This is a genomic window from Rhodoferax sp. (assembly GCF_010365055.1).
Lineage (GTDB): Bacteria > Pseudomonadota > Gammaproteobacteria > Burkholderiales > Burkholderiaceae_C > Rhodoferax.
The window spans coordinates 25,984-50,853 of record NZ_JAAFHA010000014.1; the positions used below are offsets into that span (position 1 = coordinate 25,984).

23 protein-coding genes are annotated in these 24,870 nt (G+C 62.3%); 15 read left to right on the top strand and 8 right to left on the bottom strand.

All coding sequences use genetic code 11. From position 1 onward, the window contains the following. Positions 1–3 precede the first annotated feature (3 nt). A complete protein-coding gene (locus tag GZ093_RS05605; protein ID WP_296483253.1) occupies positions 4–918 on the top strand; it encodes an NAD(P)-dependent oxidoreductase in 915 nt (304 codons plus the stop codon). A gap of 106 nt (positions 919–1,024) precedes the next feature. Here GZ093_RS05605 and GZ093_RS05610 read toward each other — a convergent pair whose 3' ends face one another. The 3 genes from GZ093_RS05610 to GZ093_RS05620 all read right to left on the bottom strand — a co-directional run bounded on the left by GZ093_RS05610 (position 1,025) and on the right by GZ093_RS05620 (position 2,749). Then, positions 1,025–1,663, bottom strand: a complete 639-nt coding sequence (locus GZ093_RS05610) for a BON domain-containing protein (RefSeq protein WP_296483259.1) — start codon at positions 1,661–1,663, stop codon at positions 1,025–1,027. Between the two features lie 2 nt (positions 1,664–1,665). Beyond that, positions 1,666–2,259: a phosphoheptose isomerase gene (locus GZ093_RS05615; protein ID WP_296483262.1), complete on the bottom strand. Its 594-nt coding sequence runs from the start codon at positions 2,257–2,259 to the stop codon at positions 1,666–1,668. Positions 2,260–2,362: 103 nt separating this feature from the next. Beyond that, positions 2,363–2,749 carry a YraN family protein gene (locus GZ093_RS05620; RefSeq protein WP_296483265.1) on the bottom strand — a complete coding sequence of 129 codons (387 nt, stop codon included), beginning with the start codon at positions 2,747–2,749 and terminating at the stop codon, positions 2,363–2,365. On the opposite strand from GZ093_RS05620, the gene rsmI reads away from it, so the two are divergent. Genes rsmI through GZ093_RS05635 form a run of 3 tightly spaced genes read left to right on the top strand, consistent with a single transcriptional unit; the run spans position 2,749 to position 4,461 of the window. Then, complete coding sequence (rsmI, locus tag GZ093_RS05625) at positions 2,749–3,684, top strand: 16S rRNA (cytidine(1402)-2'-O)-methyltransferase (protein WP_296483268.1); 936 nt, start codon at positions 2,749–2,751, stop codon at positions 3,682–3,684. The two genes, GZ093_RS05620 and rsmI, sit on opposite strands and share 1 nt — an antisense overlap. A gap of 27 nt (positions 3,685–3,711) precedes the next feature. Further along, the gene (locus tag GZ093_RS05630; protein WP_296483271.1) at positions 3,712–3,936 is read left to right on the top strand and encodes a hypothetical protein; all 225 of its coding nucleotides are present in this window, start codon (positions 3,712–3,714) and stop codon (positions 3,934–3,936) included. An 18-nt stretch (positions 3,937–3,954) separates the two neighbouring features. After that, complete coding sequence (locus GZ093_RS05635; protein ID WP_296483274.1) at positions 3,955–4,461, top strand: thioredoxin family protein; 507 nt, start codon at positions 3,955–3,957, stop codon at positions 4,459–4,461. Between the two features lie 68 nt (positions 4,462–4,529). On the opposite strand, the gene GZ093_RS05640 is transcribed toward GZ093_RS05635, so the two are convergent. Together GZ093_RS05640 and GZ093_RS05645 are read right to left on the bottom strand one after the other, a co-directional pair. Then, positions 4,530–6,155: a GMC family oxidoreductase gene (locus GZ093_RS05640; protein ID WP_296483275.1), complete on the bottom strand. Its 1,626-nt coding sequence runs from the start codon at positions 6,153–6,155 to the stop codon at positions 4,530–4,532. Continuing rightward, positions 6,130–6,345 carry a hypothetical protein gene (locus tag GZ093_RS05645; protein ID WP_296483278.1) on the bottom strand — a complete coding sequence of 72 codons (216 nt, stop codon included), beginning with the start codon at positions 6,343–6,345 and terminating at the stop codon, positions 6,130–6,132. The genes GZ093_RS05640 and GZ093_RS05645 overlap by 26 nt, the downstream gene beginning before the upstream one ends. 331 nt (positions 6,346–6,676) lie before the next feature. Between GZ093_RS05645 and GZ093_RS05650 the strand changes: the two genes are divergently transcribed. From GZ093_RS05650 to GZ093_RS05675, 6 genes are all read left to right on the top strand, one after another. Beyond that, positions 6,677–7,297 (top strand): hemolysin III family protein, encoded by a 621-nt coding sequence (locus GZ093_RS05650; RefSeq protein ID WP_296483279.1) that lies wholly within the window; start codon positions 6,677–6,679, stop codon positions 7,295–7,297. A gap of 190 nt (positions 7,298–7,487) precedes the next feature. Next, complete coding sequence (locus GZ093_RS05655) at positions 7,488–11,126, top strand: indolepyruvate ferredoxin oxidoreductase family protein (RefSeq protein WP_296483281.1); 3,639 nt, start codon at positions 7,488–7,490, stop codon at positions 11,124–11,126. A 73-nt stretch (positions 11,127–11,199) separates the two neighbouring features. Continuing rightward, complete coding sequence (gene yajC, locus GZ093_RS05660) at positions 11,200–11,529, top strand: preprotein translocase subunit YajC (protein WP_296483283.1); 330 nt, start codon at positions 11,200–11,202, stop codon at positions 11,527–11,529. A 30-nt stretch (positions 11,530–11,559) separates the two neighbouring features. Then, a complete protein-coding gene (secD, locus tag GZ093_RS05665) occupies positions 11,560–13,446 on the top strand; it encodes a protein translocase subunit SecD (protein ID WP_296483285.1) in 1,887 nt (628 codons plus the stop codon). 12 nt (positions 13,447–13,458) lie between these two features. Continuing rightward, on the top strand, positions 13,459–14,412 hold the full coding sequence (gene secF, locus GZ093_RS05670; RefSeq protein ID WP_296483287.1) for a protein translocase subunit SecF: 954 nt from the start codon (positions 13,459–13,461) through the stop codon (positions 14,410–14,412). A gap of 83 nt (positions 14,413–14,495) precedes the next feature. Continuing rightward, positions 14,496–16,943, top strand: coding sequence for a DUF1631 family protein (locus GZ093_RS05675; protein WP_296483289.1), 2,448 nt, complete (start codon positions 14,496–14,498; stop codon positions 16,941–16,943). Here the strand turns inward: GZ093_RS05675 and GZ093_RS05680 are convergent. From GZ093_RS05680 to GZ093_RS05690, 3 genes are read right to left on the bottom strand one after another with little or no spacing between them, the layout of a single operon-like run. Then, positions 16,940–17,452, bottom strand: a complete 513-nt coding sequence (locus GZ093_RS05680) for a DUF494 domain-containing protein (RefSeq protein ID WP_296483291.1) — start codon at positions 17,450–17,452, stop codon at positions 16,940–16,942. The two genes, GZ093_RS05675 and GZ093_RS05680, sit on opposite strands and share 4 nt — an antisense overlap. A gap of 51 nt (positions 17,453–17,503) precedes the next feature. Beyond that, on the bottom strand, positions 17,504–18,733 hold the full coding sequence (gene dprA, locus GZ093_RS05685) for a DNA-processing protein DprA (protein ID WP_296483293.1): 1,230 nt from the start codon (positions 18,731–18,733) through the stop codon (positions 17,504–17,506). Positions 18,734–18,775: 42 nt separating this feature from the next. After that, positions 18,776–19,990, bottom strand: coding sequence for a LysM peptidoglycan-binding domain-containing protein (locus tag GZ093_RS05690; RefSeq protein ID WP_296483295.1), 1,215 nt, complete (start codon positions 19,988–19,990; stop codon positions 18,776–18,778). Positions 19,991–20,236: 246 nt separating this feature from the next. Here GZ093_RS05690 and def point away from each other — a divergent pair, with 246 nt between their 5' ends. Genes def through GZ093_RS05715 form a run of 5 tightly spaced genes read left to right on the top strand, consistent with a single transcriptional unit; the run spans position 20,237 to position 24,864 of the window. Beyond that, entirely contained in the window at positions 20,237–20,743 is a 507-nt protein-coding gene (def, locus tag GZ093_RS05695) for a peptide deformylase (RefSeq protein ID WP_296483298.1), read from the top strand. After that, on the top strand, positions 20,740–21,711 hold the full coding sequence (gene fmt, locus GZ093_RS05700) for a methionyl-tRNA formyltransferase (RefSeq protein ID WP_296483300.1): 972 nt from the start codon (positions 20,740–20,742) through the stop codon (positions 21,709–21,711). Before def ends, fmt begins: the two co-directional genes overlap by 4 nt. Before the next feature lie 50 nt (positions 21,712–21,761). Beyond that, positions 21,762–23,582, top strand: coding sequence for an NAD(P)H-dependent oxidoreductase subunit E (locus tag GZ093_RS05705; protein WP_296483302.1), 1,821 nt, complete (start codon positions 21,762–21,764; stop codon positions 23,580–23,582). Continuing rightward, on the top strand, positions 23,579–24,301 hold the full coding sequence (locus GZ093_RS05710) for a 2Fe-2S iron-sulfur cluster-binding protein (RefSeq protein WP_296483305.1): 723 nt from the start codon (positions 23,579–23,581) through the stop codon (positions 24,299–24,301). Before GZ093_RS05705 ends, GZ093_RS05710 begins: the two co-directional genes overlap by 4 nt. Further along, positions 24,298–24,864 (top strand): NADP oxidoreductase, encoded by a 567-nt coding sequence (locus GZ093_RS05715; RefSeq protein ID WP_296483307.1) that lies wholly within the window; start codon positions 24,298–24,300, stop codon positions 24,862–24,864. Before GZ093_RS05710 ends, GZ093_RS05715 begins: the two co-directional genes overlap by 4 nt. Positions 24,865–24,870 lie beyond the last annotated feature (6 nt).

Here is a 24,870-nt window from a genome sequence, read left to right on the forward strand (position 1 = left end):
ATCATGAACAGCACGCCAAGCAAAATTCACGCACCCATCCCGGCTCGCCAAGTCGCTTTTTTGGGACTGGGTGTGATGGGCTATCCGATGGCCGGGCATCTGGCGCAGGCTGGTCACCAGGTCACGGTGTACAACCGAACAGCTACTAAATCAATAGCTTGGTGCGAAGAGTACACGGGGGCTGGAGCCGTAAAACATGCCGAAACGCCGCGACTGGCGGCGCAGCAGGCCGAACTGGTTTTTTGCTGCGTGGGCAATGACGATGATTTGCGCAGCGTCACGCTCGGTCCGGACGGCGCTTTTGCCGGCATGGCGCCGGGCAGCGTGTTTGTGGATCACACCACCGCATCCGCCAGCGTGGCGCGTGAGTTGTACCGTGCCGCCAACGACCTTGGCCTGCACTTCATTGATGCGCCGGTATCGGGCGGCCAGGCCGGTGCGCAAAACGGCCAGTTGACCGTGATGTGTGGCGGTGACAGGGCCGCGTTTGACCAGGCGCAACCGGTGGCGATGGCCTATGCCAAAGCCGTCACGCACTTGGGCGCGAGTGGCGCTGGCCAACTGGCCAAAATGGTGAACCAGGTTTGCATTGCCGGCCTGGTGCAGGGCCTCTCTGAGGCGATTGCCTTTGGCGAACAGGCGGGTCTGGACATGAACCAGGTACTCGACGTGATTGGCAAAGGCGCCGCGCAGAGCTGGCAGCTCGACAACCGAGGCAAGACCATGGTGGCGGGCAAGTTCGACTTTGGTTTTGCCGTCGACTGGATGCGCAAGGACCTGGGACTGGTGCTTGATGAGGCCAAGCGCAACGGCGCGCGCCTGCCGGTGACTGCGCTGGTGGACCAGTTCTACGCCGACGTGCAGCACATGGGCGGCCAGCGCTGGGACACGTCGAGCTTGATCAAGCGACTCAGGTAATACGCCCCCACGCTTGGCTCTGCGTGGACGACGCGGCCCCCCACGGGGGCTATTTTTGGCTTCGCCAGACTTCGTTTCCTGGGGGCCGGCCCGTCGGGAAATTACCCTATTTCTTGGCCTCAACCGGCGCTGGTTTGGGCAGCAGGTTTTTCAGCTCTTCTTCGCTGATGATCTCCAGCAAACGCACCACTTTTTGCACGCCGCCGGTGGCGCGGGTAATGTCGGTGGCCCGGTTGGCTTCGCGCTGGGTGACGCGGCCCATCAAATAGGTGGTGCCGCGTTCGGTCACCACTTTGAAGGCGTTGGCATACAGGTCTTTGGCGTCGATCAAGGCGGCCTTGACCTTGCCGGTGACCAAGGCATCCGACGAGCGCTGGGTCAGGGTGGAGTGCCCCAACACCGCCAGCTCATTGACGATGGCGCGCACATTTTCAACCCGTGACACGACTTGCTCCACCAGCTGCTTGTCCTGCGCGCTGGGCACCTCGCCGGTCAACAGCACCTGCCGGTTGTAGCTGGTCACACTGACGTGGACCCGATCACCGAGGTTTTCGCTGATGCGGCTCGCGGCGTGCAGTTCAATGCCCTCGTCTTCAATTTGTGTGCCTGCGGTACGGCGGTCGGTGGCTATCAGCGAGCCCATGACGGCCCCGCCGATGATGATGGGCGCGCAAGCGCTCAGTGCGCCGCCCAAACTGGCGCTCAGCACCATCAGGGTCAAAAGTTTTTGAGTTGCAAATTTCATGATCATGTTTCCTGGTCTCCAAGTAGCAGGGCGTCGACTGCATCACAGATGCAGTGAAGGGCCAGAATGTGGACTTCCTGAATGCGCGCGGTGCGGTCGTGAGGCACACAAATGTGCACATCGGTATCGCGCAGGGCGTGGCTCATTTTGCCGCCACCGTGTCCGGTCAATCCCACCACCACCATTTCGCGCTCGTGCGCGGCCTCAATGGCGGCCAGCACATTGGCTGAGTTGCCGCTGGTTGAAATGGCCAGCAGCACGTCGCCGGGTTGCCCCAGCGCACGCACCTGGCGCGAAAAAATCACGCTGAAGTCGTAGTCGTTGGCAATCGCCGTGAGGATGGAGCTGTCGGTGGTGAGCGCAATCGCCGCCAGTTCGGGGCGTTCGCGCTCGTAGCGGCCGACAAATTCGGCCGAAAAATGCTGCGCATCCGCCGCTGAGCCGCCGTTGCCGCAGGCCAGCACTTTGCCGCCGCTGGTCACGCAGGCCAGCAGTGCCTGCACGGCAGCGGCAATCGGTTTGCTCAGGAGGGGGGCGGCCTGGTACTTCAGGTCGGCGCTGTCGATAAAGTGTTGTTGAATTCGTTGCTCAAGCATAGGCGCGATGATACCCGGCCCCTTCTTGAGACAGTTCAGGGCAGATCTGGTTGGCTTGGCGTGACTGCGGTCTTTCCGGCACGGGTTCAGGTCTTACGCCCAATCAATCAGCATCAAACGCTGCGGGCAACCATTCAATGCGGTCGTCCTCCAGCAGCACGACATCGAAGCGGCAGGGCGGCGGCTCGCGCAAGCGCGTCAAATAATGACGTGCCGCAAAAATAATGCGGCGCTGCTTGGTGGCGCTGATGCTGGCAGCGGCCCCGCCATGGCTGGCGTTGGCGCGCTGACGCACCTCGATAAACACGGTCGTGCCATCCGGCGTGCGCATGATCAGGTCAATTTCTCCACCGCCACGCCCGGGCGTCCGATAATTGCGCTCCAGCAAGCGCAAGCCCGCCTGTTGCAGATGGCGCAGCGCGGACTCTTCGGCGGCATCGCCCGCTTGCTTGCTGGTACCGACCTTGCTCTTGATTTGAGGGAATGCCATTGACTTCTGTTTACGCCTCTTTGTATGCCTCTGCCTTGGGTGCGGCCTCCACGGCGGCCGGCGGCCAGAATTATCCGCCCGGCGCGCTCTATGTGGTGGCCACACCGATCGGCAACCTGGCGGACATCACCTTGCGCGCGCTGCATGTGCTGCAGTTGGCTGACACCATCGCTTGTGAGGACACGCGCCACACGCAGGCCTTGCTGCGCGCTTATGGCATTGACAAATCAAACGCGCAATTGCTGGCGGTGCACCAGCACAACGAAGCGCAGGCGGCGCAAGGGGTGATTGAGCGGCTGCAGCGGGGTGAACGCGTGGCCTACGCGAGCGATGCCGGCACCCCGGCCGTCAGCGACCCTGGCGCGCGCCTGGTCGCCAGCGTACGCCAGGCTGGGCTGCCCATCGTGCCGCTGCCCGGTGCCAGCAGCGTCACCGCCGCCCTGAGCGTGGCAGGCATTGCCGGGGACGACGCGCAGCATGGCGCGTTTGTCTTTGTTGGTTTCTTGTCGTCTAAATCGAGCGAACGTGCCAGCGCCATTGAAGCGCTGGCGCTGGACGCGCGCGCGGTGGTGTTGCTGGAGGCGCCGCACCGGATTGAAGCGCTCGCCACGGCGCTGGCCACTTTGGGCGAGCGACCGCTCACCATCGGGCGTGAGTTGACCAAACAGTTTGAGGAAATCGCCACCCTCGCGGCGCATGATTTCCCCGGCTGGCTGCAGCGCGACGCCAACCGCAGCCGCGGCGAGTTTGTGCTGGTGCTGCACCCGGCAGCGGTGGTTGCCGAGCCGGGTGCCGAGCAGCGCATCCTCAAACTGCTGTTGGCCGAGCTACCCTTGAAGACCGCCGTCAAGCTGGCTGCCGACATCACGGGCGCCTCGCGCAATGCCTTGTACGAGGCGGCATTGGACATGAAGAAGGGGCAGGAAAAGTCATAGTCCGGTGTGTCAAAGACTGCAGATGAAATGAATCTTTTGTTTGACAGTCTGCTGACGAATCCAAAGCAGCATTTGCGGCTCTTGGTCGTCAGCCGTTTTCTGGGAATTCAATTCACGCGTCCTGCAAATTGGTCAGAGGTCCTTCGTGGTGGCCTGCTTTCCCGTTTACCTGAAGATGAGTTGTACCAGATCAACTCCGGTGCATGCGGCATCCGCCGAAAACATGAAAGGCGGCCGACAATCTTGTTTTGACACACCGCTGCGCCTTTCATGCATACCCTGTCCCGCGTTCTGACTTGTTTTTTGATCGTTTTGCTGGCCCCGCTGGTGGTGGCGCAAGATCTCCCCGCCAAGTTCGATCCGCAGCGGGATGCAGCCAAAGATATGACCGCAGCCCAGAACTCGGCAAAGGCCACGGGCAGGCGCGTATTGGTCGATGTCGGTGGTGAGTGGTGCACGTGGTGCCGCATGCTTGATCGATTCGTTGCTTCACAACCGCAAATCAGTGCGTTGATTGACAGCCGCTACGTGTGGGTCAAAGTGAACTATTCGCCCGAAAACAAGAACACGGCCGTACTCTCCCGGTGGCCCAAGATTCGAGGTTACCCGTATTTTCTGGTGTTGGACGGCGCCGGAAGATTGCTTCATGCCCAAGGCGTTCAAGGACTCGAAACTGAAACTGAAATAGAAGGTGATGAGAATTACGATCCCGAGCGGGTCATGGCATTTCTCAATCGCTACGCCACTGAGGCAGACGTTCCCGCACAAAGTCATTGACTGACGACCAGGGTGTCCGGCTGCATTTGTCCATTCACCCGGGGCGACCCTCAACCGCCAGCTTCAGGCTATGGCCGCCCATACTGATGAGGTTCGCTCACGGGGCGCGCCTGCGCAATCTGTGCCATGGCATGCTCGGCCAGCGCGGCAATCGTCAGTGACGGGTTGACGCCCGGGTTGGCCGGCATCGCGGCACCATCACAGACCAGCAGGTTCTGATAGCCAAAAACGCACAAGCGGTGATCGATGACGCCGTGCGCGGCACTGGCGCCAATGACGGCACCGCCCAGCAGGTGGGCGGTGGACGGCACGTTGGCCACCGCCTCCAGCGTCGTGCTCTGGGCGATGCCGCCGGTGTGCTCGGCAAACCAGGCGGCCGCGGCATTGGCGGCGGCGATGAAAGTCGGATTGGGCTTGTCGGCATTTTGTTCTGTGGCAAGGGTGTAGCCACGCCCGAACCAGCGCTTCTTCGCGCGCATGGCGATGGCATTGTCGAGGGCCTGCATCACCAGCATGATCACCACGCGTCGGCTCCAGCCGAGCGGCCAGAGCGTCTTCAACCATTGCAGCGGGCGACGCACCAGGCAGCCTAGCCACAACAGCGGTCGCGTCAGCCGGTTGCCGTTGCCCACGAGCACGGTGTAGAGCAGCGACATCAGATCGCCTTTCTTGCCGTAGTTGACAAACTCGACGTGGGTGTCGTGATCAACGTGAATGCTGCTGCTGATGGCCACGTCGTTCCAGTTGTTGATGTCCTCGGGCATGCGCACCGCCAACAGCGATTCGCTGTTGGTGCGCACTAACTCACCAAGGCGGTCGCTGACCCGCGGCAGGGAGCCGCCATGCTTGCAGTTGGCCAGCAGGTGATTGGTGCCCAGCGGGCCTGCGGCGAAGACCACCCCGTGAGCGGTGAAGCTTTTGCGGCCTTTGAAGATCCAGGCACCCGGGCGTTCGGTGGTCACGCTGTAACCCGCGCTGCCGTCGGCTGCGCCCAGCGGGGCGACATCGACCACCTGATGCTCGGGCAAGATGCGCGCGCCGAGTTTCTCGGCAAACCACAGGTAGTTTTTCAGCAGGGTGTTTTTGGCGCCCACGCGGCATCCCACCATGCAGGCGCCACAACGCGTGCAGCCCGTGCGCGCCGGACCCGCGCCGCCAAAATAGGGGTCGCTGACGGATTTACCGGGCTCGCCGAAGTAGACGGCGCAAGGCGTTCGACGAAACGTGGCTTCGGTGCCGTAGTGACGCGCCATCTCAAGGATGAGTTGCTGGTTGACTGATTCAAAAGGCACGGTTTGGACGCCCAGCATGCGTTCTGCGGTGTCGTAGTGCGGCTGCAAGTCCCGCTCCCAGTCGCCCGTCTCGCACCACTGCGGGTTGCGGAAGAACTCGGGCTTGGCCCGGTACAAGGTATTCGCATAAACCAGACTGCCGCCACCCACGCCGGAGCCACTGCCAACGAAGATGTCCTTGAACGGGGTCAAGCGCAGTATGCCTTTCAAGCCCACGGCAGGCGCCCAGAGGAAGCGCCCGAGTTGCCAGGTTGAGGCCGCGTGATCCTGGTCGCTGAAGCGGCGCCCGCATTCGAGTACACCTACCGTGTAACCCTTCTCTGACAGGCGCAAGGCCGAGACGCTGCCGCCAAAGCCGGAACCGATCACGAGCCAGTCAAAATCGAACTTTTCGGGTGTCATGTTTTCTTTCATTCAAATGGTGAGCGCTTGGCCCGGCCTGCGCCACCAGTGCCAAACCCAGCTCGTCGGTACTGCGCCCTTGTCCAATCAGGTGGAGCGCCGCCTGCAACAGGCTGGTGCGCGTTTGATCCTTGCGCTCACTGCGGCGCAAGCTGTCCGGACGTTTATTGGCGGGCAATCGTGTTGGCATCGGAATTGCCCGAACTCAAAGGGCAGTGAGGCATGTTGTCGATCAATTTGTGTGCAATTTGTAGGCTAACGAGAACGGCGAGTGTTCTTGGAAAATCAGACAATTCATGCCAAGCATAAAAATACGGACGCATTTTGAGTGTACGGCTGTACGCGAGTGAGCCAGTCAGCAATCACGAGGGACTCACCGAACTGAAGGAGAAGTCATGGTCGCCCCAGCAAATGTACCGGCCAGATCAAATGCCAAGCGTGCCGCTCGGGCGCCCGCCAAAGCGGTGCAAACTGCACCCGCCAACACGGGCCATGTCGTCTCCTCGGCGTAAGGATGTTTTGTGTACCACGGTGAAAAATTCAACAGCGTCAGTCACCTGATTGGCTCGGCATTCTCCATCTCTGGCTTGTCCATTCTGGTCACGGTGGCCGTCATGCAGGGCGATCCGTGGAAGGTGGTGAGCTTCAGCATCTATGGCACGACGCTCGTGCTGCTGTATTGTTTTTCAACCATCTACCACAGCATCCAGCATCAGCGCGCCAAGGCGATTCTGCAAAAGATCGACCACAACGCCATCTACCTGCTAATTGCCGGCACCTATACGCCGATCGCGCTGGTCACCCTGCGCGGACCTTGGGGCTGGACGCTGCTGGGTTTGAGTTGGGGGCTGGCGTTATTTGGTATTGCCCAGGAGTTGACGCTGGGCCGCCACACGCGTCGTCTGTCAATGATGTTGTACGTTTTGATGGGTTGGCTGGTGGTCATTGCCATCAAGCCATTGACACACGCCATGCCACTGGCCGGTCTGGTGTGGCTGGTGGCGGGAGGCGTCGTGTACAGCCTGGGCATCTACTTCTACACGTATGGTGACCGCCGCCGCCATTACCACGGCATTTGGCACATGTTTGTGCTGGGGGGCAGCTTCTGCCACTTCATTTGCATCTTGCTGTATGTGGCGTAAGCGGCGTTTCAGTTCATTTAAGCTGGATTCAGACATCAGCCAGAGGCCATCCGGCCTGACGGACTTGGCTGTTTAACGTCTCTGGCCTACACTTTCCCGCTTCAAAGAGGCCTCCGACTTGCAACCGGTGACCCCGCAGCGCGTACTGACCGCGCCGCGTTGACCCTGCACGCCTGGAGACCCGCAAACCATGAACGCCTCATTGCCCGACCTTCTACCCCAAGCGCTGGCCAGTGCCACGCTGGACGACAAATATGCGCTGGACAAAGGTCGTGCCTTCATGAGTGGCGTGCAAGCCCTGGTCAAACTGCCGATGCTGCAGCAGGCGCGTGACCAACTGCTTGGCAAAAACACGGCCGGGTTTATCAGCGGCTACCGCGGTTCTCCGCTGGGCAATTACGACCAGGCCTTGGTCAAGGCGGAGAAATACCTCAAGGCGCACCACATCGTGTTCCAGCCCGGTGTCAATGAAGAACTGGCCGCCACCGCCTTGTGGGGCACCCAGCAGCTCGGCTTCGCACCGCCCGGCTCCAACAAGTTTGATGGTGTGTTTGGCATCTGGTACGGCAAGGGCCCGGGCGTGGACCGCTGTGGCGACGTCTTCAAGCACGCCAATATGGCGGGCACCACGCCCTGGGGCGGCGTGATCGCCGTGGCAGGCGACGACCACATCTCGAAAAGCTCGACCGCAGCGCACCAGAGTGACCATATTTTCAAGGCCTGCGGTACGCCGGTGTTCTTTCCGGCCAGCGTGCAGGAGATTCTGGACCTGGGGCTGCATGCCTTTGCCCTGAGCCGTTTTTCCGGAGTCTGGGCGGGTATGAAGACGATTCAGGAAATCGTGGAGTCCAGCGCTACCGTGAGCCTGGACCTGGAGCGGGTGCAGATCAAGCGCCCAACGGACTTTGAGATGCCGCCCGGCGGCGTGCACATCCGCTGGCCTGATGCCGCGCTGGCGCAGGAAGCGCGCCTGTTTGACACCAAATGGTATGCGGCGCTGGCCTACATTCGGGCCAACCGGCTCAACTACAACGTGATCGAAGGTCCGAATGACCGCTTTGGCCTGATCGCCAGCGGCAAGGCCTTCAACGACACGAGCCAGGCGCTGCTTGACCTGGGACTGGACGACGCCACCTGTCAGCGTCTGGGCATCCGGCTGCACAAGGTCGGCGTGGTGTGGCCGCTGGAGGCCCAGCTGACGCGCGAATTTGCCACCGGTCTGCAGGAAATTCTGGTGGTGGAAGAAAAGCGCCAGATCATTGAGTATCAGCTGAAGGAAGAGCTGTACCACTGGCGCGCGGACCTGCGGCCCACGGTGCTGGGCAAGTTCAACGAGCTTGGCGCTGACGCCGCAGGCTCCGCTTATGGCAGCGGTGGCGAGTGGTCAATGCCGAACCCGAGTGCCAATACGTTGCTGCGCGCCAATGCCGACTTGTCGCCCGCGCTGATTGCCCGGGCTATCGCCCAGCGGTTAAAAAAAATGGGGCTGGACGGCGACACTGCCGCACGTATTGATGCGCATCTGGAGATTCTTGCCGCCAAGGAGCGCGCCCTGCAGGTGTTTGAGGTGAGCGGCTCCAAGGGCTTGGATCGCCAGCCCTGGTTTTGCTCGGGTTGCCCGCACAACACCTCGACCAAGGTGCCCGAAGGCTCGCGCGCCATGGCCGGCATTGGCTGCCACTTCATGGCGATCTGGATGGACCGCGCCACCGTGGGCTTTACCCAGATGGGTGGCGAGGGCGTGCCCTGGGTCGGGCAGCAGCCCTTCAGCACCGAGCAGCATGTGTTCGCCAACCTGGGCGATGGCACCTACTTTCACAGCGGGCTGATGGCCGTTCGCCAGGCGATTGCGGCGGGCGTGAACATCACTTACAAGATTTTGTACAACGACGCCGTGGCCATGACCGGTGGGCAACAGATTGGCGAGCGCCCAGAAGGCCACTCGGTGGTTCAGATTGCCCAGAGCATGCGGGCCGAAGGCGCTGTCAAGATCGTGGTTGTGACCGACGAGCCTGCCAAGTACCAAGCCATCACCGGCCTGCCCGAAGGTGTGGCGATTCAACACCGTGACCAGCTCGACCGCATCCAGCGTGAGTTCAGGGAGATCAAGGGCTGCAGCGTCATCATTTACGACCAGACCTGCGCGACCGAGAAACGGCGTCGGCGCAAACGCGGCAGCCTGGTCGACCCGGCCAAACGCGTCGTGATCAATGAACTGGTGTGCGAGGGCTGTGGCGACTGCGGCGTGCAGAGCAACTGTTTGAGCGTGGAGCCGCTGGAGACCGAATTCGGTCGCAAACGCCAGATTAACCAAAGCACTTGCAACAAGGACTATTCGTGCGTCAAGGGCTTCTGCCCGAGCTTTGTCACGGTCGAGGGCGGCCAGCTCAGAAAGAAAGCCAAGGGCCAGGGGCCGTCACCGTTTGATGCGGCCTGGGGCGCGTTGCCGGAGCCGACGATGGCTTCGACGACCGGCCGGGTTTGGGGCATCGTCGTCGCCGGTGTCGGCGGCACTGGCGTCATCACCATTGGCCAGCTGCTGGGCATGGCGGCGCATCTGGAGGGCAAGGGCATCGTGACACAAGATGCGGGCGGCCTGGCGCAAAAAGGCGGCGCCACCTGGAGTCACGTGCTGATTGGCGCCTCACAAGACACCATCCGCACCACGCGGGTCGGCATGGCGGGGGCCGACCTCGTCATCGGCTGCGACCCGGTGGTGGCGGCCAGCACGGAAACCCTGCTGCGCATGCTCTGGGGGCGCACGCATGTGGCGCTGAACGCCAACGCCACGCCAACGGCTGCTTTTGTCAAAAACGCCAACTGGCAAAACCCGGCCGAGGCCTGCGTCAGCGACATTGTCAAGACGCTGGGACTCGATGCGGTGGCCGCGTTCAACACGGAGGCCGCGGCCACCCGCCTGATGGGCGACAGCATTTACACCAACCCGATGCTGCTCGGCTTTGCCTGGCAGAAGGGCTGGATTCCGCTGCAGCTGGCGTCGCTCTTGCGCGCCATCGAACTCAATGCGGTGGCGGTCGAACAGAACAAGACCGCGTTTGCCTGGGGTCGCCGCGCGGCGCAGGATCCCGCCGCATTTGACCAGCTGCGGAGCCCGGAGCAGGTCGTGGCTTTTGCCAAGCGGGACTCGCTCGATGCGCTGACTGCCAAGCGCGTGGCATTTTTGACGGACTACCAGAATGCCGCCTACGCCCAGAGCTACCAAGGCTTTGTGCAGAAGGTCAGAAGCGTGGACGCGTCGCTGGGCCACAAGCACCTGGCCTTGAGCGAGGCGGTGGCCCGCTACCTGTTCAAGCTCATGGCTTACAAGGACGAGTACGAGGTGGCGCGCTTGCACAGCCACCGCGATTTCAACGCCCGCATCGCTACCATGTTTGAAGGTGATTTCAAGATTCACTACCACCTGGCACCACCGCTGCTGGCCCAAAAGAACGCCCGTGGCGAGCTGCAAAAGCGCCCTTATGGCCCGGCGATGTTGCTGGCCTTCAAGCTGCTGGCCCCGCTCAAAGGCCTGCGCGGCACCGCGCTGGATATTTTTGGCAAGACCCCGGAGCGCCGGCAAGAGCGTGCGCTGATCACCGAGTACCGGGCGAGTGTGGATGAGTTGCTCCACGCCTTGAGCGCCGGCCGACCTGACCGTGAAACCGACCCGGCGCTGTACGCCCTGGCGGTTGAGATTGCCCGTATTCCAGAGCAAATCCGGGGCTTTGGACATGTCAAGGCGCGCCATCTCAGTGCGGCGCGCCAAAATTGGCAGGACCAGATGAGCCGTTTTCGGGGGCTGATGGCGCCGCATACAATGCCCGGTTGACCCTTTTTTGCACCAACCCGCGGGTGAAACTGCGGTGTGTCTTGTTTCTTGACTACTTATTTTGGAGTTGCCTGTGTTTATTTCTTCTGCCTTCGCCCAAACCGCTCCTGCCGCCGCTGGCGGCGACATGCAATCGTCACTCATGAGCATGCTGCCGCTGGTGCTGATGTTTGTCGTTTTGTATTTCGTCATGATCCGCCCGCAGATGAAAAAACAAAAGGAACATCGCGCCATGATTGAAGCCCTGGCCAAGGGCGATGAAGTCGCCACCGTGGGCGGCATGCTCGGCAAGGTCACCAAGCTGGGCGAGGGTTATTTGACGCTGGAAGTAGCGCCGAACGTTGAGGTTCAAGTCCAACGCAGTGCCGTGGTGCTGGTCCTGCCCAAGGGCAGCATCAAGTAAGCACAAGCGACAACCCCGAGAAGCGCGATCATGAATCGTTACCCATTCTGGAAGTACGTGATCATCCTGATCGCGCTGGTGGTGGGGGTGGTCTACACCCTGCCCAATTTTTTTGGTGAAGCCCCGGCCGTGCAGGTGTCGGCGGTCAAGGTCGGCGTCAAGGTCGACAGCAGCACGCAGGCGCGCGTTGAAGAAGCGCTCAAGACCGCCGGTCTGGTACCCGATGCGGTGACGCTGGACGCCAGCTCGGTCAAAGCGCGCTTTGACAACACCGAGACCCAACTCCGGGCCAAGGATGCGATTCAAAAAGCCTTGATCCCTGATCCGAGCAACGCGAGCTACGTGGTGGCGCTCAACTTGCTGTCGCGCTCGCCGAGCTGGTTGACGGCCTTGAATGCCTTCCCGATGTACCTGGGGCTGGATTTGCGCGGTGGCGTGCACTTCATGTTGCAGGTCGACATGCAAGCGGCGCTGACCAAAAAGGCCGAATCCCTGGCCGGCGATATTCGCACCAGCCTGCGCGAGAAGAACGTGCGCCACAGCGGCATCAACCGCAACGGTCAGACCATCGAAATTCGCTTTCGCGACGCCCCAACGCTGGAAGAGGCCAAGTTGGTCCTGCTGGACCAGTTCGCCGACCTGGAATCTAGCGATGGACCCGACGGCACCGAATACAAATTGACAGCCTCCATCAAGCCGGTGGCGGCGCGTTTGGTGCAAAGTCAGGCGCTCAAGCAAAACATCACCACCTTGCACAACCGCATCAACGAGCTCGGCGTGGCCGAGCCGGTGATTCAACAGCAAGGGCTGGACCGCATCGTGGTTCAACTGCCGGGCGTGCAGGATACCGCCAAGGCCAAAGACATTCTGGGGCGCACGGCGACCCTCGAAGTGCGCATGGTCGATGAAAGCAGTGAAGCGCGGGCTGCCGAGGGTGGCACGGGCGCGGTACCGTTTGGGTCCGAGCGCTTTCTGGAGCGCAGTGGCCAGGCCGTCATCGTGAAAAAGCAGGTAATTCTGACTGGCGAAAACCTCACCGATGCCCAGCCCGGTTTTGACAGCCAGACGCAGGAAGCCGTGGTCAACCTGACGCTCGACGCCAAGGGCGCGCGCATTTTCCGCGATGTCACGCGCGAGAGCATTGGTAAGCGCATGGCGATTTTGCTGTTCGAAAAGGGCAAGGGCGAAGTCGTGACGGCGCCGGTGATCCGCTCCGAAATCGGCGGGGGCCGGGTGCAGATTTCGGGTCGCATGACGGCGATGGAAGCCACCGACACCGCCTTGCTGCTGCGCGCCGGCTCGCTCGCGGCACCGATGGAAATCATCGAAGAAACCACGATTGGCCCAAGCCTGGGTGCGGAGAACATCGCCAAGGGCTTTAACAGCGTCACCTACGGCTTCATTGCCGTGGCCATCTTCATGTGCATGTATTACATGTTGTTTGGCGTGTTTTCAAGCATTTCGCTGGCCGTCAACCTGCTGCTGCTGGTGGCGGTGCTGTCGATGCTGCAGGCCACCCTGACGCTGCCGGGCATGGCGGCGATGGCGCTGGTGCTGGGCATGGCGATTGACGCCAACGTGCTGATCAATGAGCGCGTGCGTGAAGAATTGCGCAACGGCGCCTCGGCGCAGGCTGCCATCCACTCGGGCTACGACCGCGCCTGGGCCACCATTCTGGACTCCAACGTCACCACCCTGATTGCGGGCATGGCCTTGCTGGCCTTCGGCTCGGGGCCGGTGCGCGGCTTTGCAGTGGTGCATGTGCTGGGCATTCTGACCAGCATGTTCTCCGGCGTGTTCTTTTCCAGAGGCCTGGTCAATTTGTGGTACGGCCGCCAGAACAAGCTCAAGACGGTGTCCATTGGCACCATCTGGCGCCCAGAGCCGACGCCCGAGACGGCGCCCAAGTCGAATTAAAGCGAGAGAGTTATGGAATTTTTCAAAATCAAACGCGACATTCCGTTCATGCGGCATGCCATCATTTTCAATGTGGTGTCGCTTGTGACCTTTCTGGCAGCGGTTTTTTTCCTGTTCAGCCGCGGTCTGCACCTGTCGGTCGAGTTCACCGGTGGCACCTTGATGGAAGTGACCTACTCCCAGCCGGCTGATTTGAACCTGGTGCGCAGCACGGTCGCCAAGCTCGGCTTGAACGACGTGCAGGTGCAAAATTTTGGCACCGCGCGTGATGTGCTGATTCGCCTGCCGGTGCAAAAAGGGGTGACTTCCGCCCAGCAGAGTGTGCAAGTGATGGCCGCGCTCAAGGAGGCGGATGCGTCGGCAGTGATGCGGCGCACCGAGTTTGTCGGGCCTCAGGTGGGCGAGGAACTGGCCATCGATGGCATCAAGGCGCTGGCCAGTGTCATTGTGGGCATCATGCTGTACTTGTCACTGCGCTTTGAATGGAAATTCGCCGTTGCCGCGATCATTGCCAATCTGCACGACGTGGTCATCATTTTGGGGTTTTTTGCATTTTTCCAGTGGGAGTTTTCGCTCCCGGTGCTGGCCGCCGTGCTGGCGGTATTGGGCTATTCGGTGAACGAGTCGGTGGTGGTTTTTGACCGGATTCGTGAAAATTTCCGCCGTTACCGCAAGATGAACACCCAGGAAATCATCGACAGCGCCATTACCGCGACCATCAGCCGCACCATCATCACGCATGGCTCGACCCAGATGATGGTGTTGTCCATGTTGTTGTTCGGCGGCGCCACGCTGCATTATTTTGCATTGGCCCTGACCATCGGCATTCTTTTTGGCATCTACTCTTCGGTCTTTGTGGCCGCCGCCATTGCCATGTGGCTGGGCATCAAGCGCGAAGACCTGGTCAAGGGCGGCGCCAAGAAAGACGAAGACCCGAATGACCCCAACGCCGGTGCCATCGTTTGAGAGAACCTTGCCGCGGGCTGGTCGATGCCATGACGGCTTGACCTTGGCAAGCGCAGTTCTCTTTGTCTAACTAAAATAAAAAGATGTCCACCCAGGCCACGATGGCGCAAAGAATCGAGCTCGCTCAAGAGACGCGCAAGCGCTTTCTGGCCGAGCTTGGTCGCGCCATGGTGGAGCTGGGAGTTGCGGCGCGCCAGCGCTTGACCGAGCTGATGAACGAGGCTGCGCCTTCACGCGAGATGCAGAATCGGCGTGACGTTTGGACGCTGTACCAGAGTCGCCAGGCTGCGTGGGTCGAAGGCACCTTGGCCGCGTGGCAGGCATCCTTGAAGCCCCCGACGGCGGCGCCAAAGAGGGCACCCGACAGCGATCTGGAGCTGCTCGGCACCGAGGTGGTGGAGGACAAGATCATTGCCTCTCGGCTGGTATTGAGCGTGATGGAGAAAGTCAGCGCCGAGTTCAATGACCTGAGTGTGCGCATCAAGCTGCTGGAGCGCGCGCAAGACCTGCAGGATCACGATATCTTTCGCCCCGAAGTGATGCTGCTGCTGATGATTGAACAGTGGGCCGTGGTCGGCCTGCCCCGTGATGCCTGGTCCCTGGTGAACGAGGTGACGCGCAGCTTGTTGACGCAGCGTATCAATCAAGCCTATGCGAACGCCAACGCTTTGTTGATCAAGCAAGGGGTGCTGCCGACGATTGAGTTGAAAGATCGCGTCAGGCGCGTCGCATCGGCGGCGCCCCGCAGCGGCGCGTCGTCCATGCCGGCATCTTCGTCCGTCCGCGGTGCGCTTGAGGAAGCCTCCAGTCGCGGGCCGGCGCCGTCGGGCTATGACACGGGTGGCGGCAGTGAGCGAGGCGGTGGCGGTGCGACGTCGGGACGCAGGCCGCAGGCAGGTCAAGCAGGTCAAGCAGGTCAAGCAGGTCAAGCAGGTCAAGCAGGTCAAGCAGGTCAAGCAGGTCAAGCAGGGTCGCATGCAGGCGGGTTTTATGGCGGCGCGGCCGAGGAAACCCGCATGATGACCTCACGCACACCGCTGACGCGGGCGCGCAGTCGGGCACAGGGTGTGCTGGGCCAGCTCAAGCGTTTGTTGCTGGGCTCGGGGGCCGCTGATTTTGCCGCCACGCACTATGAGCCGCCGTCGCCGGCACTGGCGGCGGCGCTGGCGTACCGATCCCAACCGCTGGGCGCCTATGCAGACAATGGCACGGTGCTGGACGAGGACAGTCCGGGGGCGGTGCTCCGGGTGGCGGGCGAGTTGCGACGCCGGACCACCGATCTCAAGAACAAGGCCGAAACGAAGAGCGAAAAGGCCATTATTGAGATTGTGGCCCTGATGTTCCAGGCTATTTTGCAGGAGGAGCGCATTCCGCCAGGCATTCGGGTCTGGTTTGCGCGCCTGCAAATGCCGGTATTGCGGCTGGCGCTGGCTGAACCAGATTTTTTTGGCACCCTGACGCATCCGGCGCGCCAGTTGATTGACCGCATGGGCTCCTGTGTCATGGGCTTTGACGCCAGCGGCATCAGTGGCAGTGCGCTGGAAACCGAAATCAAGCGGGTGGTGCAGGTGATTGAGCAGTACCCCGAAACCGGGCGCCGCGTGTACCAGCTGGTGTATGACGAGTTTCAGAAGTTTCTGGCCAAATTTCTGACCGGACGCGGGCCAACCCAAAAAGCGGTAGGGGTGGCACAGCAGTTGGAGCAGAAGGAGACGCTCACCATCCAGTACACGATCGAGATGCGCAACATGCTCAAAGACATGCCGGTGCGCGACGAGATTCGTGAGTTCTTGTTCAAGGTCTGGGCCGAAGTGCTGGCGGTCGCGGCGGTGCGCAAAGGCCCGCAGCACGCCGACACCCTGGCGTTCAAAAAAACCACTACCGATCTCCTGTGGGCCGCCAGCGCCAAGCCCAACCGCAACGACCGTGCCCGCGTGATCGCAGATTTGCCGCAATTGCTGCAGAAGTTGCGCGCCGGCATGACGCTGCTGGGCGTCGCGCCGTCCGAGCAACAGCGCCATATTCAGACCGTCAGTGACACCCTGGCTGATGCGTTTCTGTCCAAGACGCAGGCGATTGGGAGTGAGCAGATTGCAGCCATGGCCGAACACCTGGCCCACCTCGAGAATTTTGTCACTGATGACGGCTTGGGCGATCTGCCGCTGGACGCCCAGAGTATTGAAATGATGTTGGGAATTGATGCCTCAACGATTGACGTGGTGGCTGACGGCGGCTCTCAGCCCAGTGCGGCGATGCTGGCGTGGGCACAGGAGTTGCACGTGGGCGCCTGGTTCACGCTGGACCACAATGGCAAGGTCGCTCAGGTGCAATTCGCCTGGCGCAGTGATCGCAAACACCTGCACCTGTTTGCGTCGACCACGGGGCACAGCTACTTGATGCAGACTGGGCGCCTGGCGGCCTACCTGCAGGCGGGTCTGCTGCTGCCGCAAGAGGAGGAGACGCTCACCGTGCGCGCCACGCGCGATGCCTTGGGCAAGCTCGAAGCCAATCCAGAGCGGCTGCTGAGCTAATGCGCCACCCGGTGGGCGCCGTCATCGCACAACTCGTCGAGTATCAGCGCGTCGGGCTCTAAGCCCAGACTCCAGAACACCATCAGCACGATGACCTTGAAGTCTTCCAGCGCCAAGGGGTTGGCGGGCGCCGCCATGGCACGCTCCAGCACGATCTCACGCAGGTAGCTCGGCAGTGCACCCGCGCTTTCAAGAAAACTGACAAAGCCCAGACAGGGCACGCCCAAGTGGAGCTGCTCCGCCGCCGTGTAGATGCGCTGGCCGTGCGGTGACTGGGCAACGGCATCTGTTTTTCCGGGCAACTTGCTGTTGTCGCCCGTACTGGCCTGTGCTGTTGGCGCCGGCTGCTCGCGCGCCGCCACACTCAGTTCCTGCAGCCAGCCCAGCGCCTCCGCAATCTCCTCGGCATCAAAGCCGACCGCATTGAGCTTTTGCTCCAGCGCCGCGGGTTCAGGGCAGGACGCGCCGTGCCAATAATTCTCGTAAACGAAAACAAGGACTTCAAACATGGGCTCAATAGTAGCGACCGCGGCGTACGCTAAAGCGATGAGATGACCGCTCTATCCCCGGCTCATGCGCTGGAACAGGCCACCGGGCAAGCGCGCCAGCAGACCGTCGAGCTCCAGCGTCATCAACTGCGCTTGCAGGCCGGCGGTGTCGATGCCGCAGCGCGCCTGCAACGCATCCAGTCCAACGGGGTCGAAGCCGATCGCATCGAGCAACACCGTTTGAGTGCCAAATGAGCCGGTAGCTCCCGCGCAACAAGCGTCAACAGCTATTGAATCGAGAGCGGTCGTCAAGCCGCTGTCAATTTTCAGCTCCTCCAGCACGTCCTGCGCCGATTCCACCAGCTTGGCGCCTTGCTTGATGAGCGCGTGGCAACCGCGTGCCTGCGTGGAATGAATCGAGCCGGGAATGGCAAAAACATCTTTGCCCTGTTCGGCACTGAGGCGCGCGGTGATCAGCGAGCCGGACTTCAGCGCCGCTTCAATCACCAGGGTGGCCTGCGCCAGCCCGGCAATGAGCCGGTTGCGCCGGGGGAAATTGGCGGGCAGCGGCGGCGTGCCCAGCGGGTACTCGCTGATGAGCAAGCCGTTCTGGGCGATGCGGTGGGCCAGCGCCAGGTGTCTTTTCGGGTAGACCCGGTCCAGCCCCGTGCCCACCACGGCCACCGTGGCGAGCCGATCCGAATCTGGCGCCAAGCTGTCAAGCGCACCCTCGTGCGCCGCGCCGTCCACCCCCAGCGCCAGTCCGCTGACCACGGTCAAGCCCGCCAAGCCCAGCGCCTTGGCAAACTGGCGTGCGTTGACGGCGCCTTGGGGGGTTGGGTTGCGACTGCCAACGACGGCAACGCTATTGGCCAGAGCAGACCTCAGCTCGTTATAAGCTAAATTAATAGCTGCTTGCTCAGTATCTATGAGGGCTGCAGCCTGATTTGATATAAATTCACCGCCACCAAGCAGGTACAACATCAGCGGCGGGTCCTCGATGTTGAGCAGCGATGGCGGGTAATTGGCATCCCCCAGTACCACGATCTGGCGCCGGGCGCTGCCCGCGCCCGATTCCTGCAGCCAGGCCCAGGTATGCGCCAGCAGCGCTGCCAGCTCAGGCGGCTCGGTGCGCAAGGCCCTGGCCTGCTTTTCGCTGACCACCTGCTGCAAGGTTGCGGAGGACTGTTCAAACACCTTTGCTGGTAAGCCGAAGGCCACCAGCAATTTGCGTGCGGCCTCATTGCCGACGCCGCTGCTGAGCGTCAGGCGCAGCCAGGCGGCCAGTTCGTCGCGTTCCACCGTTACCTTGGGTGTGCTGGCATCAACGGGGTGTCACACCGCTCAGAGCGGGTTGACCAGCCGGTCACCGACTTTGACGCCGTCGGTGATGTCGAGTACCAGCGCGTAAGAGAGTTTCTCGAAGGTGCGAAACACCATCAGCAGACCATTGCGTTCATCCGGCAATTTCAGTTCGGGGCGTGCTGCATCGGTCTTGTCGATCAGGCGCGCCCCGTCTTTCAGGATGGCCAACACATGCCCACTTTCGATGCCGTCGCGCGTGCCCAGATTGATCACCACCACCTGGTTTTGCGCGGCATTGACCACCGCGCTGCCGTAGACCGAGACAATGCGGGCGTTGATCGGCCCCTGGGGGGCGTGCGGCACGTAGCTCAACAACTGCTGTGGTGGCTCGGGCAGCAGCCGGTCGCCCACGCGCATCTCTTCCTTGGCCGCCACGATGTCAATCGTGGCTGGAATGATGTCGGTGCGGGGCTTGCCGTCCTTGTCCACCGAGGCCTGGGTCGATTCGCCATGTACCAGCAGTGCCTTGCCCACGTACTGCGCCTCATAGCCTAGGATTTCGCCCGTCACCGGGTCTTTCAGGGGTGTCGCGTTGCGAAAGACCCGGTAGGCTTTTTGCCGCTCGGCCGGTTCGTCGATCAGCATGGCGTCACCCTGACCGCGTGCGTAGGCGCGGTCACCCCGGGTCAACAAGACACGGCCCTCCTGCGCGGCCACGATGCGCGGCGCCCGCGTGAGTCCGTTCTCGTCCACGATCACTGGCTCGGCCAGAAAAGCTTCAATCAAATGGCTTTTAAGCGTTGGCAGGGCGTCGCTCGCTAGCATTTCGATCCGGGTGCGCGGCGACAGGCGCACGGTCGGCAGCGACGTGCCATCCGCCCCGGATTGGCGACTGCGCAGAGTGGCGCGACCGCCCTGGCGCTCCAGATACAGTGTTTGCCCCGGGTAGATAAGGTGCGGGTTGCGGATGTCAGCCAGGTTCATACCCCACAACTCGGGCCAGCGCCAGGCGCCCTTCAGGAACAGGCCGGAGATCGCCCACAGCGTGTCGCCGCGCTTGATGGTGTACTCATCGGGGGCGTTGGCCGCCAGTTCGCTCAAGGGCACACCCGCCTGCGCGACCTGCGTCGCAGTGGCCTTTTGCCCTGCCGTGACCGGAAAACCCTGCGCCCAAACTGGCGCAGTGGTCAGGCTGGTGGTCAGCACCGCCAGGGTGACCCCAATGACTTTGGCTGCAACGGTGGATATTGGCATCAGGTTTTTGGTCATAGGGTTCTGCGCGGCAAATGGGTGACTGGCGGTTGGGGCGCCAGGCGGCGGTCAGGCCAACCTGGAGGACATCATGATAAGTTACGTGCGATTTTGCACTTAAGCCCCTGATCGGGCAACGTTTCCTCCGTCGGCTCGGTGCTGGCGGCGCCAAAAGTAGCGAAAATAGCGACATATCCCAAAACCTTGTGGGGCAGCCTGCATGGTCAAGCCCTGTCCTCAGCCAATCAAATGTTACTTCCGATTCTTTGTTATCCCGATCCCAAGCTGCACACCGTGGCCAAGCCGGTGTCAAACGTTGATGTGCGCGTTCAAACCCTGATCGTGGACATGCTCGAGACCATGTACGAGGCCAAGGGCATTGGCCTGGCGGCGACGCAGATCAATGTGCACGAGCGCCTGATCGTGATTGACGTCTCCGAAGAGCGCGATGCGCCGCTGGTGCTGATCAACCCGCAGCTGGTCTGGAGCAGCCCGGAGACGCATCTCAACGAAGAGGGCTGCCTGTCGGTGCCGGGCATTTACGACGGGGTCGAGCGTTTTGATTCTGTGAGCGTGACTGCGCTGGACCGACAGGGCCAGTCGCGCCTGATTGAAGCCGATGGCCTGTTGTCGGTCTGCATTCAGCACGAAATGGACCATTTGCTGGGCAAGGTGTTTGTTGAATACCTGTCGCCGCTCAAGCGCAACCGGATCAAGAAGAAGATGCTCAAGAGCCAGCGCGAGGAGCGCGAGTGAGGCTGATTTTTGCCGGCACGCCCGAGTTTGCCCGCGTTGCGCTGGCGCAATTGCACGCTAGCGGCCATGAGATTGCGCTGGTACTGACGCAGCCCGATCGCCCCGCCGGGCGCGGCCTCAAATTGCAGCCCTCCGCCGTGAAACAGTACGCGCTGGACCACGGCATCTCGCTGGCGCAGCCGCGCAGCCTGCGCCTGGACGGCAAGTACCCGCAGGATGCGGGAGACGCGCAGGCGTTGCTGGCGCTAGCGCAGGCCGATGCCATGGTGGTGGCGGCCTACGGCCTGATTCTGCCGCAGTGGGTGCTGGACTTGCCACCGCTGGGCTGCTTCAACATCCATGCCTCAATGCTGCCGCGCTGGCGCGGCGCGGCACCCATTCACCGCGCGATTGAAGCGGGTGACGCGCAGACCGGCGTGACCATCATGCAGATGGACGCCGGGCTGGATACCGGCGCCATGCTGCTGGCGCAGGCCACGCCCATCGGGGCGAGCGACACCACAGGCGCCTTGCATGACCGCCTGGCCGAGCTGGGTGGACGGCTGATGGTGCAGGCGCTTGATTTGGCCGCGCAGGGTCGTTTGCAGCCGGTGGCGCAGCCAGAGACGGGCGTGAGCTATGCGCACAAGATTGAAAAAGAAGAAGCGGCGATTGATTGGACGCAAAGCGCGGCCCTGATCACACAGCGCATCCGTGCCTTCAACCCCTTCCCCGGTGCGACCGCTGTGTTGAACGGTGAATCGCTCAAAATCTGGCTGGCCGAGGTGTCGGCTGACAAGCCCCCCGTCTCAGAAAAATTTGGAACAATTGTGGCCGTAGCCCCCGTCGGTATTGGGGTTGCAGCTCTCGATTCGATAGTAATTATCACGCAGCTGCAGCGCCCCGGCGGCAAGCGCCTTAGCGTGGCTGAGTTCTTGCGCGGCTTTGAGGTGCAGCCCGGCATGGTGTTCGAAAAGCCCGGCGGTTGACTTTGACCCAGGCCGCTTGACTTTGGACGCTGATTGTTTAAATTCAAGCCATGCGTCAGTCCTGCACCACATCAACAAGTCCAACAGGCGCTGCGCCGGAACTGCAGCAACTGCTGGCGCGCTACCAGGCTGAACCGCACGCGCTCTTGCAGATTCTGCGCGAGTGGCAGGGCTCGCAAGGCTGGTTGTCACCCGATGCAATGAGTCAAATCGCCAGCGCACTCGGCCTGACGCTGGCGCAGGTCCAAGGCGTGGCCGGGTTTTACCGCTTCTTGCACACCCAGCCGGTTGGTATCTACCGCGTGCTGTTCAGTGACAACGTGACCGACCGCATGCTAGGTAGCGAGGCCCTGCGGGCTGACCTGTGCCAGCGCCTGGGCGTGGTGCCCGGTCAGGTCAGCGCTAATGGACTGGTCAGTGTGGACCTTGCCTCTTGCACCGGGCTGTGCGACCAGGGGCCGGCGTTGCTGATCAACCACCACCAGGTCATCACCCGGCTCGCCGCCGCCCGTGTCGCCGAGATAGCCGAACTGATCCTTGCTCGCGTGCCGGCGGCGCAATGGCCCGCTGCATGGTTCGAGGTGCAGGACAACATCCGCCGCGCCGATCTGCTACTGGGTGACACTTGCGCGCCGGGGGCCGCATTGGCTGCGGCGCTGGCGCGCGGGGCGGACGCGACGCTGGCTGAGATCAAGCGGGCCAATTTGCGCGGGCGTGGTGGCGCCGGTTTTGCCACCGGCCTCAAGTGGGAGCTGTGCCGCCAAGCGCGTGGGACGGAGCGTGTGGTGGTATGCAACGCCGACGAGGGCGAGCCCGGCACCTTCAAGGACCGCGTGCTGCTGACGCGCCGCGCCGATGCGGTGTTCGAGGGCATGACGATCGCGGCCCATGTGCTCGGCGCGCGCCGCGGCTTTGTCTACCTGCGCGGCGAGTACCGCTACCTGCTGGAATCCCTGCAGGCGGTATTGCAGCGCAGGCGCGCGTCGCAGTTGCTGGGCGCCAACATTCTGGGGCAGGCCGGTTTTGACTTTGACATTGCGATTCACGTCGGCGCCGGCGCCTATGTTTGCGGCGAGGAGTCGGCGCTGATCGAGTCGCTGGAGGGCAAGCGCGGCACGCCGCGCATCCGCCCGCCCTTTCCGGCCGAGCGCGGTTACCTGGGCCATCCCACCGTGATCAACAACGTGGAAACTTTTTGCGCGGCGGCCCATATTGCGCAACACGGCGCCGCAGTCTGGGCCGCCGTAGGCACCACCAAGTCAACCGGCACCAAGATTCACTCAGTATCGGGCGATTGCGCGCGACCGGGCCTGTACGAGTACCCGCTGGGCACCCGCGTTAGCCGCATCCTGGCCGACTGCGGCGCGCGCGATACGCAGGCGGTGCAGGTCGGTGGCGCCTCCGGCGTGTGCCTGGCGCCAGATGAGTTTGAGCGCCGCATCGCCTTTGAAGACGTGCCGACGGCGGGTGCCTTCATGGTATTTGACCGTTCGCGCGACATGTTCGAGGTGGCGCGCGGCTTTGCGCATTTTTTTGCGCACGAGAGCTGCGGCTTCTGCACGCCGTGCCGGGTTGGCACCGCCCTGCTGGTCAAGCGCATGGACAAGCTGGCCGCCGGCCGCGGCTCTGGCGACGACCTCGATGTGCTGTTTGAGCTCGACCGCCTGCTGCACAGCACCACCCACTGCGGCCTGGGCGCCAGCGCCTGCAACCCCTTGCGCGACACCGTCTTGAAGTTCCGCCCGGCCTACGAACGGCGCCTGCAGTCGCTTAAGTTTGAGCCCGGTTTTGACGTGGATGCCGAGCTGTCGATTGCCCGGCGCATGACGGGTCGCGACGACGCGGGTGCACATCTGGAGAATCGCCCATGACGGAAGATATGAACCCGGTCCAGAGCTTCTCACTCGACGGCGACGACCTGCCGTTCGCGGCTGGCGAGACGCTCTTACAGGCCGCCACGCGCGCCGGCCGTTACATCCCGCACCTGTGCTGGCACCCGGACTTTGCCGCGCATGGCTCGTGCCGAATTTGCAGCGTCAAGGTCAACGGCCGCGTCGGCGCCGCCTGCACCGTGTTGGCCTCTGCCGGTCAGGCGGTGGAGAGCAACACCGACGAGATGAACCGCCAGCGCAAGACGCTCCTACAAATGCTGTTTGTGGAAGGCAATCACTTTTGCCCGAGTTGCGAAAAAAGCGGCAATTGCCTGCTGCAGGCCACCGCCTACCAGATGGGCATGGAGGGCCCGCACTTCGAGGAGTTCTACCCGAATCGCCCGGTCGACGCCAGCCACCCCGACATCCTGCTCGACCTGAACCGCTGCATCTTGTGCGAGCTGTGCGTGCGCGCCAGCCGCGAGGTTGACGGCAAGAACATCTTTGCCATTGGCGGCCATGGCGTTGGCACGCACCTGCTGGTCAACAGCGCAAGCGGCCAGTTGGGTGACACCCGCATGAGCCTGGCGGACCGCGCGGCACACATCTGCCCGGTCGGCGTGATTCTGCCCAAGCGACGCGGCTTTGTCATCCCGATCGGGCAACGGCGTTTTGACGCCAAGCCGGTGTCGCAGCAGGTCGAAGGGGCGCCAGAATGACCGCACCTGCGTCGTCCCCAGCTCCGCGCAAGCTCAAGGTCGCCACCGTGTCGCTGGCCGGCTGCTTTGGCTGCCACATGTCCTTGCTCGACATTGACGAGCGCTTGTTCGATCTGCTCGAACTGGTTGAGTTTGACCGCTCGCCGCTGACCGACATCAAGCAGGTGGGGGCCTGTGACATCGGCCTGATCGAAGGGGGGCTGTGCAATGCCGAGAATGTGCAGGTCTTGCGCGAGTTCCGCGCGCACTGCAAGACGCTGGTGGCCGTGGGCGCCTGCGCCATCAACGGCGGCTTGCCGGCGCAGCGCAACCATCTGGACCTGGGCGAGGTGTTGACGCAGGTGTACCGCAGCCGGCCGGGCTTGAGCGCGGGCGGCGCGATTCCCAATGACCCCGAGCTGCCGCTGCTGCTGAACCAAGTGCACCCTGTCCGCGAGGTGGTGCATGTGGACTATTCGCTGCCGGGTTGCCCGCCCTCGGCTGACGCGTTCTGGCACTTCTTGAGTGACCTGATGGCCGGGCGCACGCCGCACCTGGGGCACGGCCTGATCCACTATGACTGATTGGGC